Below are 13,157 nucleotides of genomic sequence, written 5' to 3'. Positions count from 1 at the left end.
CTCTTGTAGGAAGAATCTGCCGGAACGCAGATTAACGGCCGGTTCGTGAAAAAAAGGTCGTGGCCCTCACTCTTTGGCCAGGACACCGTCAATCACCGCACCGCGACAGCCGGCAAACATGTCCAGATCCTGGTTGTAGACCTTGCTGTTGACCTCCAGCAAACCGATCATCGAATGGAACAGGTTGTCCTGGCTCAACGGTTTATCACGGCTCAGCTGCAAGCAATGAGTGTCTACCGAGAAAGACTTCTGATAACTGTCAGAGAACCAGGCCAGCATGGCGACATGCTTCTGTTGATCGGGCGCCATCATGTAAGGCGTACCGTGAAGGAACAGGTTGTATTCGCCGAGGGACTCACCGTGGTCCGACAGATACAGCATCGCTGTATCGACTTTGTCCTGGTTGCTGCGCAGCAGGTCGATCAGGGTCGACAGCACATGGTCGGTGTACACCAGGGTGTTGTCGTAACCGTTGATGATACTTTCGCGACTGCAATTGTTCAGCGCATTGCTTTCACACACCGGGGTAAAGCGTTCGTACTCTTTCGGGTAGCGCTTGAAGTACTCAGGACCGTGACTGCCCATCTGATGCAAGACCAGCACGGTGTCTTTGTCCAGGGTGTCGATGAAGTGCTGCAACCCCTGCAGAAGGATTTCATCGCGGCATTCACTGTTGGCGCAGAGCGTCGGGTCTTTCAGGTTGCTGACATCATCGAGGGTGACGCGGTCGCAAGTGCCTTTGCAGCCCGACTGGTTATCGCGCCAGATGACATCCAGCCCCGCTCGCTTGAGCACATCCAGCAGACCTTCCTCATTCTTTGCCTTGCTCGCGTTGTAGTCTTTGCGGCCCATGTTGGAAAACATGCACGGCACCGAGACGGCTGTTTCCGTGCCGCAGGAGTACACGTCGGTGAAGGCAATCAGGCCCGCCTCCTTGTCCAGTGCTGGCGTGGTGTCGCGGTCGTAGCCCAGCACACCAAAGTTCTCGGCCCGGGCACTCTCTCCCACCACCAGCACGGTCAGGGATTTACGGCCGTGAGCTTGCCAGGCCGGGTTTTTCCTGGCGTCCTCACCAATTTTTACGAAGGGTTGCCGGGCCGAAACGACTTGTTCGCGCAGGAAGCCGAAGGAGGCACCGATATAGTTGCTGGGCACTACCATCAAACGCAATTCGTGGTGATTTCGAAACAACGACGAGAGGCCCTGATAATTAACTAGCGCCACACCACCTAATACCACTACCGACGCAACACTTACCAAAGCCTTACTTAATAGTTCGCGATGCCAGCGGCGGTAATTTACCGATGTTATCCACAACAACCACGATGGCAACACACCGAGCAAAAGAATATAAACCAGCAACTTTATCGAGAGTAAATCACGGACTTCCGTTGCATTGGTTTGCGCAAAATTGCGCAACATGCCGGTGTCTATCAGCACACCGTATTGACTCATGAAATAAGCCACCCCGGCGCTGATCATAAAGATCAACGTCAACAGCGGCTTCATCAACGGCCGAAAAGCCAGCAGTGTCAGCACTATGTTGAAGGCAGCCAGAATCATCAAGCCGAAAGAAACACGCAGGGCGATGCCGTCGCCATCGAAGGCGGTGATTTCAAACAGGTGTTGCCAGAGCACTAAATTGAAGCCCGCCAACAGAAAGGCACTGGCAAACAACGTCACCCATTCCGGGCGCACGGCTTTAATCTTCAACATGATAATCGGCTGTTCCTGTAAAGAAGTGCCGTCAGCAAATGTGAAAAGTTCATTTACCGCGACAGCACTAACCTTAGGCGGCCAACCATCAATTTTTTGTGAAAAAGAAGCCAACGATTAGTTGGCTTCCAGTATGAGGTCAAAACTTAAGTTGTATTTGAGAATGGTTCAGGCCTGGTTCAGGTACCAACGCCAATCCTGTTCACCGACTTCGCCCATGAACTGCCGATACTCGGCACGTTTAACGGCGAGATAAACGCCGAGAAACTCTCCACCGAAGGCCTCCCGCGCCCACGTCGAACCTTCCAGCGCGCGCAAGGTGGTCAGCCAGTCGGTCGGCAGCAGCTCCGTGGCCTGGGCGTAACCGTTGCCTTCGACCGGCGCTCCCGGGTCCAGTTGTTCGCGAATGCCGCGATGGATGCCGGCCAGGATCGCCGCAGCCGCCAGATACGGGTTGGCGTCGGCGCCGCAAATGCGATGTTCGATGTGCCGCGAGAACGCTGGCCCGCCGGGCACGCGCAAACTCACAGTGCGATTGTCCACGCCCCAAGTGGCAGCCAGCGGCGCGTAGCTATTGGTCTGGAAGCGACGGTAGGAGTTGGCGTTCGGACAGAACAGCAGCAACGAATCGAGCAAGGTACTGAGCATGCCGCCAACTGCCTGTTTCAGCAGCGGCGTACCGTCCGTGGCGTCGCTGGCGAACAGGTTGTTACCGTCCTTGTCTGCGAGGCTGACGTGCATATGCATACCAGTGCCGGCCAGGTCGTCGAAAGGCTTGGCCATGAAGCACGCCGTCATCCCGTGTTTGTGCGCCACGCCCTTGACCAGCCGTTTGTAGCGCACGGCTTCATCCATCGCCTGCAAGGCGTCGGTACGATGTTCGAGGGTGATTTCCACTTGCCCCGGCGCGTATTCGGAAATCGCCGTGCGCGCCGGAATGCCCTGGAGTTTGCAGGCGCTGTAGAGGTCGGCCAGGAATGGCTCGATCTGCTCCAGTTCGCGCAAACCGTAGACTTGAGTGCTGCGCGGGCGTCCGCCGTCAACGTCTCGAGCCGGTTGCGGCCGACCGTTGCTGTCGCGCTGCTGATCCAGCAGGTAAAACTCCAGCTCCGCCGCCATCACCGGGTAGTAACCGTCCGCCTGCAAGCCTTCGATCACCTTCGCCAACAGGTGGCGTGGGTCGGCGATGGTCGCCGGCATGCCCTCCTTCGGATGCATGCTGACCTGCACCGCCGCCGTCGGAATCAATCGCCACGGCATGCGCGTCAAACTGCCGCTGATCGGGTAGGCCCGGCAATCAATATCGCCCACGTCCCACACCAGCCCGGAGTTTTCAACGTCGTCGCCGTTGATGGTCAGGCCCAGGATGGTACTTGGCAAAGGCCGGCCACTTTCATACACCGCCAGCAATTCATCGCGATGCAACAACTTGCCCCGTGGCACGCCGTTGTTGTCGAGGATGAACAACTCGAACATCTCGATATCCGGATTCTGTTCAAGAAAGGTCAGGGCTTCTTGCTTCGTGGCGAAGGATGTCGTGGCACAACTCATAGGAACTCTCTTGTTTCCGCGTCAGGCAAACGCGCAGGCGCTGCCGATTTGATCCCTGCGTACGGTGCGGGACCTGTAAGAACAATCAACGGGAAAGGTGGGAATCCGGCGGGCGCGCGTGACGGCAATGCCACAACGCCCAGAAGGCGAGTTCGGAAGGAAGTGCGACCGGACAACCGTCCATAGAGAAGACCGCAGTAAACAGATGAACCGCAGCGTCACATGGCAGGATAAGTCGTTAAATCGGGATTTGAAGAACTTTGGTTGCGAAATGGCTAAACATTCTCTGAATACTGACTTAACCCTGTGTTGCAGCAGAACTATTTAATTTCTAAATACCACCCCGGACTTTCTGATTTGCGGCCTCCAGGCCTCGCGCGCCTAATCTGGCCCTTGTCATTCAAGGTCCAATCGATGGAAAACGTCCGCGCCACTTCCCGCCCTGCCCTCTGGCTGATGGTCAGCATCATTCTCGTCGCACTCAACTTGCGCCCCTCCATGGCGGCGGTCGGTCCTTTGCTGTCGGCGATTCGCGGCGATATCCCGCTGAGTTTCAGCCTGGCCTCGCTGCTGACCATGTTGCCGGTGATGGCCATGGGACTGGCGATGTTCTTCGGCCTCAGCGTCAGCCGATGGCTCGGCGCACAGCGCACGGTGGTGGTGTCGCTGCTGATCATCGGCGTGGCGACGGTGTCGCGCCTGTTCCTCGACTCCGCGGCCGAACTGATCCTCAGTGCCGTGCTGGCAGGCATCGGTATTGCCCTGATACAGGCGCTGATGCCCGCGCTGATCAAGTCCCGTTTTGGCGACAACGTCTCTGTGTGTATGGGCCTGTACGTCACGTCGATCATGGGCGGCGCAGCGATTGCCGCGTCCTTCGCGCCGCTGGTGATGATGCGCACGGGTAGCTGGCGGATGGGCCTGGCGATCTGGGCAGTACTGGCGCTGGTCGCACTGCTGGTGTGGCTCGTCCAACGCTTGGGGATGCCGATACGGTCTGCTCAAGCGCAGCGAAATGGGTCGTTCTTCGCCAATTCCCGCGCCTGGTTACTCGCGATCTTCTTTGGCTTGGGTACTGCGTCCTACACCTGTGTACTGGCCTGGCTGGCGCCGTACTACGTGGAAAAAGGCTGGAGCGAACAAAACGCCGGTTTGTTGCTGGGTTTTCTGACGGCAATGGAGGTGTTGTCGGGCCTGCTGACGCCCGCGATCGCCAATCGCAGCCGCGACCGACGTCTGGTGCTGGTGGTGTTGCTGGCACTGATCATGGCCGGTTTCTGCGGGCTGACTCTCAGCCCGCAACACCTGAGTCTGTTGTGGCCGTGCCTGCTGGGGCTGGGCATCGGCGGATTGTTCCCGATGAGCCTGATCGTGTCGCTGGATCACCTGGACCAGCCACAACGTGCGGGCGCCCTGACCGCCTTCGTTCAAGGCATCGGCTACCTGATCGCCGGTCTATCGCCACTGATTGCCGGGATGATCCGCGATCAACTCGGCAGTTTCGAATGGGCCTGGTGGTCGCTTACGGGCGTCATGGCGCTGATGCTGCTGATGGTCCTGCGTTTTGACCCACGGCACTACGCCCGTCACATTCACTGATCCGGAGCAGCCACCATGCAACACACCGGTTTCGCCACCGCTCACCTTGGCATGCTGCTCTGGGCACTTTTGATTGCCGCTTCATTTTCCGCGGCGGCGCAGGTCAGCCAGGCCATCGACCCGGTCCTGCTGACCGGTTTGCGCCTGCTGTTTTGCGCCCTGGTGTTTTTGCCGCTGCGGCTATTCAAGGGCGACGCCGCCATGACCCGCAACGGACTGCTCGGCCATGCCGTACTCGGCTTGTTGCTGGCGGTGTATTTCGGCTCATTGTTCGAGGCACTGCGCTACACCTCTGCCGTCAACACCGGGACCCTGTTCACCCTGGTGCCACTGCTGACCCTGTTTTTCGAAGCGGTGTTGATGCCCGACAGCAGCCTCCGGAAACGCGTCGCTCCAATGCTGCTGGCGGCTACCGGCGCCGTATTGCTCGTGCTCAAAGGTACGGGGCCGGACGAATTGCCTTCGCGCTATGCGGTGTTGGTGTATGGCATCGGTTGCCTGGCGATGGCGCTCTACTCTCCCTTGAGCCAGCGGCTCAAGGCTGGCAGCCTCAAAGGTCGCGGCCCGGTGGGCATGACCTTCTGGAACATGCTGTTCGGCGCGCTGTTCTTGCTGGCGTTCTGTGGGTTTAGCGGTGGCTGGCGATCGGCGTCCTTGCTGACCCTGAACGACTTCGGTTGGCTGATCTACCTGGCGCTGTTCGCCACACTGGCGACCTTCTGGCTGTTGCATCGGGCCATCGGCGTCATCGCCCCGTCGTCGGTCATTTCCTACATTTACCTGAGCACACTGTTCATCACGCTGTTTCATTGGCTCTGGTTGCGCCAGTCGCCGCTGCCGCTGGAGATCATCGGTGCCGTGCTGGTCGGCATCGGCATGCTGGCGCTATTGATGTCCAGCCGCCGCGCCATGCCTGCAACTGTTCGGACCTGAAAGTCGCCGGCACTGCCTCCCAACTATTAGTGAAACTTCCTACAGGGCATTCTCCTGGCACCATCGTTCCGTTAGGATCTTTCGCACGAGTTTGCGCTCAATCAGCGCAAGGATCACAGCGAGACGAATGGATGCTGAACAGTAACTTGCTTAGAAAACTCGACATGCAGGACCTCATGGTGTTTGTAGCCGTGTATGAACAAAGCAGCGTCACCAGCGTGTCCGAAACACTCTGTGTCAGCCAGTCCACCGTGAGTTACTGCCTGAAAAAGCTGCGCACCGGTTTCGAGGACGAGTTGTTCATCAACACCCGCGCCGGTATGCGACCCACCTGCAAAGCCAGCACCATGTATGCCCATGTGCTGAGAATTCTGGAAAGCATCAACCTGTGTCACGCCGGTGCACCGACGTTCGACCCTAGTTTGCAACCGGTCACCTTCAACATTTGCGCACCGGAATACTTCGAGCAGTTGATCCTGCCGCGCCTGTTGAAACGTTTCGATTTCGCCGATTGGCCGGTGATGGTCAACATGCACAAGTTCGAAACCGACATCCCGGCCGAGGAACTGCGCGACGGCAGTCTCGACCTGGTGATTTGCTTCGGCCCGAATTTTCATCGCAATCACACCGACTTCAAATCCCGGATGCTGCTGGAAGATGATCTGGTCTGTGTCTTCGATAAACGCGCCACACCGCTGGAACCGCGCCTGAGCCTGCAAGCCTTTACCGAACGCCGGCATGTATTTCCGACACCCTGGACGTCCAGCACCAACATGGTCGACGGCTGGTTGGCGCAGCAGGCGCAAAAACGGCAGATAGTCGCGCGATCCAACAGCTACAGCGCGGCGCTGAAAATGATCACCGGCACCGACTTCATCGTCACCCTGCCCCGACGCATCCAGCAGTTGCTGGCCAGCGAGGCCATCTTCAATCACTGCGAAGCGCCCAACGGTCTGCCGGGGTTCACCCTCGACATGCAGTGGAGTCAAAGTGCCGATGAAGACGGCGCCAATGCCTGGTTGCGCGAGCAGGTGGTGCAGGCCTGCACCGAGCAGGACATGACCTGAGACTCAGTTGTTGATGGCGACTTTGCTGTAGGACTCTCGATCAATGTCGAGGATTTCCACGGCCAACTGGACTTCCACGCCCGTTGGCCACTCACACAGTTCCTGCACCACGGCCAGCAGACTTTCGGACAACTGTTTTTTGATCGCCGGCGAGCGACCACTCAACAAGGCCAGCTTTACATGCACGAATGCCCGCTCAGCCAATGCGGTGCCGACCTTGAACGACTCGACCTTTACCGCGCGACTCTTGATGTCGTATTCGGCAGCAAACTGACCGGAAGCCACCAGCGTATTGTTCAGCCTGATCAGGGCCACATCGGCATTCAGCTCGGGCAGGTTGGCGGTGTATTCCATGTGCAGGTGGGGCATGACGTGGCTCCTTGAGGTTGGCGCAAAGGTCGTACATATATCACAGAGTTGCCCTGTTCACTGAAGCGGCGGCGACTCGAAGCGCTCACTCATGAACGCCTCCAGTCGCGAGCGCAACCAGCGTTCGGCAGGGTCGGTGTCGACGTGGCTGAGCCAGACCATGGACAGGTCCAGGGTCGGGGTCTTGAACGGAAAAGGCTCCGTGAACAGCTGACCGGACGCCGCCATCGCCTCGGCGGCGTAATCCGGCAGGCTGGCGATCAGATCGGTTCCGGCGAGCAAGGCGGGTAACGAGCTGTATTGCGGCACGGATAAAACCACCTGGCGCGTACGACCAATCTCCGCCAGCCACTCATCGGCGTAACCACTGACATTGGCGGTGTGCGACACCAGCACGTGAGGGCGCGAGCAATATTCATCGAGGGTCAGCGGCGTGTCGGACGCATCGGCACGCAAGATACTGGGCTGGATGTGCCGCAGCAATTTGCGCTTGGCATTGGCCGGGAGACCGCGGGTCTGGCTGATACCAACGGTGATATCGCCGGACGCCAGCAAATCGGGAATCCGCCAGTAATCGACATGCTGCACCACAAACACCACCTTCGGCGCTTCCTGGCGCAGGGCACGCAACAACGGTGGCAGAAGACCAAACTCGACATCGTCCGACAGCCCGATGCGGAAAGTCATGGTGCTGCTGGCGGGGTCGAAGTCATGGGTCAGACTCAAGGCCACCGACAGCGAATCCAGCGCTGGCGACAGGTATTGAATCAACTCCTCGGCCCTGGCGGTCGGCTCCATGCGATGACCGACGCGAATGAACAGCGGATCATTGAACATCGTGCGCAAGCGGTTGAGCGCCGAACTGATGGTTGGCTGCCCGAGAAACAACTTCTCCGCCACCCGGGTGACGTTACGTTCGAGCATCAAGGTTTCGAACACCACCATCAGGTTGATATCCGCCTTGCGTAGTTCGTTGCGATTCATCCACTGCCCCCCAGTCCCCAAATCTGCTGACAGTTTAGGTAGCTGCCGCAAGCGGCGTCTATGCGACTCAAGCAGTCTGCGTTTGATCCGAGCACAAGGTTGCTTGCAAAGAAGCTGCCCTCATTGAGCAGCTTCACCACCTGAAAGTCAGATTTCCTTTATCGGCGTGTGATCGTGAGTCCCCTTGATCAGGCTGATGGCATGCGCGCAATCCGCCTTGTTGACGTACGCCTCGCCGCTGGCAATCGTTTCATGGTTCCCCGCCCTCAAGCGCCACCGCCATTGACCTTTGCCAGTCTGGGGGGTGCCACGGGTTTGCCTGTAAATCTCAAAATACATTGATCGCTCCTTGCGATTGGCTGATGACGGCAGATCAGTGACCTGCGAAACCAGAGTAGATGAGGATTTTTGGCGGTGGGGAGTTTCAGTGTCAGGGAATATTGCGAAGGAAAACCTTGAATGTTCAGAGCGGCAAATGGATTCGGGGGTGGGTAAACAGACTGACTCAGGCAAGTAACTTTTCTCGTGAAACGGTATATCTTTCTTACGCCGGGAGGCGACCGAATCCGACGCAGCAACGCCGCTGACGGTGTTCCTTCCGTAGAATCCAAGCGCGACCAAACACCTGTCTTCGCGTCCGGATTTCCTGGAAATCCGGTCAGTAGAATGCAGGTTTTCTGTTTCATTAAATGGAGTTGTACATGCACCGGGGCATCACGTTTACTCTCATCATTCTGACCACAGCACTAAGTGCATGTACGTCGAACAGTCCCTCCACGGACCCGTCCCTCGTAGGCTCATGGCAAGGAATGCGCGAAGAACACGGCAAATGCCAGTTCCTGTCCTGGAATACGAATTTCGAGCCCAATGGTCGCTTCTCGATCACCTTCTTCCGAGACGCGCAACGGACCCAACCCATTCAAACCGAGCGAGGTTCCTGGTCTGCGGCGAATGGCAAGAATGAAATGAAAACGGACGGTGTCCGGACTCCGGAAATCTATGAATACAAAATACTGGATGGGAACACCATTCACTACGTAAACACCGTCACAGATCCTACCGCCGACTGCCAAGAGGACTACGCGTTTACGGAACATCGTATTCGCAACTAAGCGTTAACCCCCTCACTCCGCCGAGAACCAAAAAGCCCCGTAGATTTTCATCTACGGGGCTTTTCTATGTAACGTCCAGCCGATTGCAGCAGAGTGAGGGGGACAGTTTCAGTTTTTCCAGTCAGGAGCCGCATCGGTGCGGGAATCCCGGGGATGTGGATGCGTTGATGATTACGCCGCCTTCGTTTTGAGGTCCGTTCACAGATTTTTCTGATGAGTCGAGGCATCAGCTTGCAAGGTTAGCGGTTGATCTGCGACCAGCTCCACATCGCTCTCACGTTCTGCCCGAGGCTCGGGGGCGACAGTGTCAGAACGGGCTAAAAGCCGCTGTACACCTCTTTCAATCAGCGAAAGCAATCCATAGCTGATAAAGCCAAAGATCAGCCCGACAACCAAAATGCTCAAAGGATGAATTTGCACGGCGTCCTGGCTTTCCAGCATGTATTGAAAAGCCTGAACAGCCACAGCCACACAGGCCGCAGCGGCTGCTATCAGCTTCACAGACAACCAAAGACGCCGCCATCTGTTCATGACATCACCTGTCATTCGATCAGTTGCTCTGTATTGCAGGATAGACAATGAGCTTGGTTCACGGGATGTGGTGTTGCATTGCTGTGTTCCTCGACGCGATGGCCGCGTTCTTCCCCCAAAAATCCCCCAAAACAAAACGCCAGAAACGAAAAAGCCCCGTAGCTTAATCAGCTATGGGGCTTGATGAGATGGTCAGCCAGAATCCCTGCAGATTTAAGCTTGCAGGGATTTTTTGTTTAATCCTGCGGCAGACTCCGGCATCGTCTGACAGCCCCTTCCTGATTTGTCCAAGCCCCTGGCGGCATCACGTTTAGCCCCTAAGCTCTGCGCCGTGCGGGGCAAAAAGGCCCTGACCATCGACAATCATGCGAACTCAAAAGGAGCCTCTGCAATGGCTAGAGATAAAGCAAAAGACGACACACACTTCAACTGCACCCAGCCCCATGAAGCCGACTACGTCGCAGGTCTTTACCCTCATGCAAAGGAAGAGGTCAAAACGTTCCTGGCATCGGCCTGCAAGGACAAAACCCTGCATAACTCCACCCACAAAGACGTCTATGAGCTGATCAAGAGGAAACTGGGTCACTCGCAGCCGTAAGATTCACGTTCACGGGATAACTCCTGCTTGTTCAAGGAAAGCCCGAACGCCGCGCCCCTGCAGAGCTGTGCCGATGCTCGAGCTCCACCCTCAAAAAAAGTAAAAAACGCCGCCTTTTTAGACTTAGAGAAGCGGCGTTTTCGCATTCGGGATTTGTCCGTTTTTGTAAGGCCATAAGAATATCGGGGTGACTCTCGGCGCAGTTGTAGGCAAAATCCGGGAGTTGCGTACGAACGTGCTTCTGCTGCGTGTTTCAGTAAGTTAGCGCCTTGATGACGTCAGTTTCAGCGGGATACTCTCAAGACGTCGCTGGAATTCCAGCGATCGGGCTTGGTAACCCGACGAGTTGCGCAACAGCGCCCCCTTCACATTTTCTTGGTGTTTGTACGCCTGAAAACTTGTGTTATGGCGGTTGTGCGCGGGACGCTTTCGAGCGTGCCGGTCTCCGTGACTCCCGGTTTACCAACCTGCGCACAGCTGCCACCCATTCGCTTGGTAACGAAATGGCAGCTCCTCACGTCACGGAGCTAGACATGGATACTTCAAATCCGCACAAAAGCAGTCATTCCCCTCAACACAATTCCAAGTCGTATAAAACCTCACCGCTCGACCTAACCCGCCGCCTCATTGAAGGAGGTGACAAATGAGCGACAAACCCGAGCTGACGACCATTGGCCTCACACCGTTCCACTATTGCTCCAACCAGCCGTTATTCCGCGTAAACTCCGGCGTACCTGTCGGGAAAGCCTTGGCGCAAGCATCTGACCTTCTGTACCTGGCCAAGCTGTTGACTGTCGATGCGGCTTACGCCAAGGACACAGACAGACATGCTTGGGCAGCGCATTACCTGACCGCCATGAGCAAGGCCGTCGTGGATGACGTACACAAGGTGCTGACGAGGTGGCCACCGGTGAACACCGACGCCTGATACGTACATGTAGACGTCCCTAAAAACGCCCTGAAAAATCTACAGAAACGAAAAAGCCCCGTAGCTTGTTCAGCTACGGGGCTTTTTCTATGTAATGGCGGAGAGATAGGGATTCGAACCCTAGGTACCGGTGAAGGTACAACGGATTTCGAATCCGTCCCATTCGGCCACTCTGGCATCTCTCCAACGGCGCGCATCATAACAACACTTTTGCCGGAAGCGAACCCCCTGAGCGAAATATTTCTGTGCTATCAGATGCTTGCGTCGATTAAAGCGGTACGCCCAGACGATTGGCGACTTCTTCGTAGGCTTCGATGACGTCACCGAGGCCCTGACGGAAGCGGTCCTTGTCCATTTTCTTGCCGGTGGCCTTGTCCCACAGACGGCAGCCGTCCGGGCTGAATTCGTCACCCAGGACGATGGAGCCGTCGGAGAACACGCCGAATTCGAGTTTGAAGTCGACCAGCAGCAGGCCGGCGTCGTCGAACAGTTTGCTCAGGACTTCGTTGACCTTGAGCGACAGTTCTTTCATGCGAACCAGTTGCTCGGCGGTGCCCCAGCCGAAGGCCACGACGTGGGATTCGTTGATGAACGGGTCGCCCTTGGCGTCGTCCTTCAGGAACAGTTCGAAGGTGTAAGGGTTGAGCTTCATGCCTTCTTCGACGCCCAGGCGCTTGACCAGGCTGCCGGCCGCGTAGTTACGCACGACGCACTCGACCGGGATCATGTCGAGTTTTTTCACCAGGCATTCGTTGTCGCCCAGCAGTTTGTCGAATTGGGTCGGCACGCCGGCGGCTTCGAGTTTCTGCATGATGAAGGCATTGAACTTGTTGTTCACCATGCCTTTGCGGTCGAGCTGCTCGATGCGCTTGCCGTCGAACGCCGAGGTGTCGTTGCGAAACAGCAGGATCAAGCGGTCAGCGTCGTCGGTCTTGAAAACCGATTTGGCTTTGCCGCGGTAGAGTTCTTCACGTTTTTCCATGATGGGCTCCGCTTGCTAAGTAGGTGGGCTAGGCGATGTGTCGCCAGTCGAGCCCTGAATCTTGATCGGCCAATTGCAGCCAGTCCGGGTCGCACCCGAGGGTGTCGACAAAACATTGCCGGGCCAGCTGCGGCAGGTTGTTCTTGCTGCTCAGATGGGCCAGGACCAGGTGTTGCAGGCCTTGCCAGCCCAACTCGGACACCAGGAATGCCGCCTGGTGGTTGTTCAAATGTCCCAGTTCACCGCCCACCCGCTGCTTGAGAAAGTACGGATAGTGACCGCGAGCCAGCATGTCTCGGCAATGGTTGGCCTCGATCATCAACGCATCGAGATCCCGATAGCCGTCCAGCACTTTGTTGCAGTATGAACCCAGGTCGGTCAACAGGCCGAAGCGCCGCTCACCGTCACTGAACACATATTGCGTCGGTTCCTGTGCATCGTGGGCCACGGCAATGACGCCGATGCTCAGTGCGCCGATCTGCAATTGCTCGCCGCCCGCCAGAAGGCCGGCCGGTTCAATCGGTTTGCGCATCCCGCGCAGGGTGCCGCGACTGAGGTAGACAGGCAGATTGTAGCGCCGAGACAGCAAACCCACGCCATGCACGTGGTCGGCATGTTCGTGGGTCACGAGTATCGCGCTCAGTTGCGCCGGGTTCACCCCCAGGCGCAACAGGCGTTTTTCGGTTTCCCGCAGGGAAAAACCACAATCCACCAGCACGTACGTATCAGCGCTGGCTATCAGCGTGCCGTTCCCTTGGCTACCGCTGCCGAGAACGGCAAAACGCAT

14 protein-coding genes, 1 tRNA gene and 1 pseudogene are annotated in these 13,157 nt (G+C 57.2%); 7 read left to right on the top strand and 9 right to left on the bottom strand.

Translation table 11 applies throughout. The features are described from left to right. Positions 1 to 66: 66 nt before the first annotated feature. On the bottom strand, positions 67 to 1,716 hold the full coding sequence (locus B723_RS12825; RefSeq protein WP_017336988.1) for a phosphoethanolamine transferase: 1,650 nt from the start codon (positions 1,714 to 1,716) through the stop codon (positions 67 to 69). 168 nt (positions 1,717 to 1,884) lie between these two features. After that, positions 1,885 to 3,267 (bottom strand): glutamine synthetase family protein, encoded by a 1,383-nt coding sequence (locus B723_RS12820; RefSeq protein ID WP_017336987.1) that lies wholly within the window; start codon positions 3,265 to 3,267, stop codon positions 1,885 to 1,887. A 414-nt stretch (positions 3,268 to 3,681) separates the two neighbouring features. Between B723_RS12820 and B723_RS12815 the strand changes: the two genes are divergently transcribed. From B723_RS12815 to B723_RS12805, 3 genes are all read left to right on the top strand, one after another. Beyond that, positions 3,682 to 4,866, top strand: coding sequence for a cyanate transporter (locus B723_RS12815; protein WP_017336986.1), 1,185 nt, complete (start codon positions 3,682 to 3,684; stop codon positions 4,864 to 4,866). A gap of 15 nt (positions 4,867 to 4,881) precedes the next feature. Then, complete coding sequence (locus tag B723_RS12810) at positions 4,882 to 5,799, top strand: DMT family transporter (protein WP_017336985.1); 918 nt, start codon at positions 4,882 to 4,884, stop codon at positions 5,797 to 5,799. Positions 5,800 to 5,930: 131 nt separating this feature from the next. Then, positions 5,931 to 6,866: a LysR family transcriptional regulator gene (locus B723_RS12805; RefSeq protein WP_017336984.1), complete on the top strand. Its 936-nt coding sequence runs from the start codon at positions 5,931 to 5,933 to the stop codon at positions 6,864 to 6,866. Positions 6,867 to 6,869: 3 nt separating this feature from the next. Here B723_RS12805 and B723_RS12800 read toward each other — a convergent pair whose 3' ends face one another. The 3 genes from B723_RS12800 to B723_RS12790 all read right to left on the bottom strand — a co-directional run bounded on the left by B723_RS12800 (position 6,870) and on the right by B723_RS12790 (position 8,558). Then, the gene (locus B723_RS12800; protein ID WP_017336983.1) at positions 6,870 to 7,235 is read right to left on the bottom strand and encodes a 5-carboxymethyl-2-hydroxymuconate Delta-isomerase; all 366 of its coding nucleotides are present in this window, start codon (positions 7,233 to 7,235) and stop codon (positions 6,870 to 6,872) included. 57 nt (positions 7,236 to 7,292) lie between these two features. After that, a complete protein-coding gene (locus B723_RS12795; RefSeq protein ID WP_017336982.1) occupies positions 7,293 to 8,219 on the bottom strand; it encodes a LysR family transcriptional regulator in 927 nt (308 codons plus the stop codon). A 147-nt stretch (positions 8,220 to 8,366) separates the two neighbouring features. Continuing rightward, a complete protein-coding gene (locus B723_RS12790) occupies positions 8,367 to 8,558 on the bottom strand; it encodes a YegP family protein (protein WP_017336981.1) in 192 nt (63 codons plus the stop codon). Positions 8,559 to 8,920: 362 nt separating this feature from the next. Here B723_RS12790 and B723_RS12785 point away from each other — a divergent pair, with 362 nt between their 5' ends. Together B723_RS12785 and B723_RS32185 are read left to right on the top strand one after the other, a co-directional pair. Beyond that, a complete protein-coding gene (locus B723_RS12785; protein WP_017336980.1) occupies positions 8,921 to 9,331 on the top strand; it encodes a hypothetical protein in 411 nt (136 codons plus the stop codon). Between the two features lie 86 nt (positions 9,332 to 9,417). Continuing rightward, positions 9,418 to 9,522, top strand: a pseudogene (locus B723_RS32185) (Cro/Cl family transcriptional regulator); the annotation flags it as partial. Between the two features lie 7 nt (positions 9,523 to 9,529). On the opposite strand, the gene B723_RS12780 reads toward B723_RS32185, so the two are convergent. Then, a complete protein-coding gene (locus B723_RS12780; RefSeq protein WP_017336979.1) occupies positions 9,530 to 9,862 on the bottom strand; it encodes a hypothetical protein in 333 nt (110 codons plus the stop codon). A gap of 391 nt (positions 9,863 to 10,253) precedes the next feature. Here B723_RS12780 and B723_RS12775 point away from each other — a divergent pair, with 391 nt between their 5' ends. Then, positions 10,254 to 10,460: a hypothetical protein gene (locus B723_RS12775; protein WP_017336978.1), complete on the top strand. Its 207-nt coding sequence runs from the start codon at positions 10,254 to 10,256 to the stop codon at positions 10,458 to 10,460. 643 nt (positions 10,461 to 11,103) lie between these two features. Continuing rightward, a complete protein-coding gene (locus B723_RS12770; RefSeq protein WP_017336977.1) occupies positions 11,104 to 11,388 on the top strand; it encodes a DUF3077 domain-containing protein in 285 nt (94 codons plus the stop codon). Positions 11,389 to 11,483: 95 nt separating this feature from the next. Here B723_RS12770 and B723_RS12765 read toward each other — a convergent pair. From B723_RS12765 to B723_RS12755, 3 genes are all read right to left on the bottom strand, one after another. Then, positions 11,484 to 11,573: transfer RNA gene (locus B723_RS12765), tRNA-Ser, on the bottom strand. A gap of 83 nt (positions 11,574 to 11,656) precedes the next feature. Continuing rightward, complete coding sequence (gene purC / locus B723_RS12760) at positions 11,657 to 12,370, bottom strand: phosphoribosylaminoimidazolesuccinocarboxamide synthase (protein WP_008034929.1); 714 nt, start codon at positions 12,368 to 12,370, stop codon at positions 11,657 to 11,659. A 28-nt stretch (positions 12,371 to 12,398) separates the two neighbouring features. Then, positions 12,399 to 13,157: an MBL fold metallo-hydrolase gene (locus tag B723_RS12755; protein WP_008034928.1), complete on the bottom strand. Its 759-nt coding sequence runs from the start codon at positions 13,155 to 13,157 to the stop codon at positions 12,399 to 12,401.

The organism is Pseudomonas fluorescens NCIMB 11764, from assembly GCF_000293885.2.
GTDB classification, from domain to species: domain Bacteria; phylum Pseudomonadota; class Gammaproteobacteria; order Pseudomonadales; family Pseudomonadaceae; genus Aquipseudomonas; species Aquipseudomonas fluorescens_B.
The sequence above is the reverse complement of the archived record's forward strand: the minus strand, read 5'-3'. Positions and strand labels throughout refer to the sequence as shown.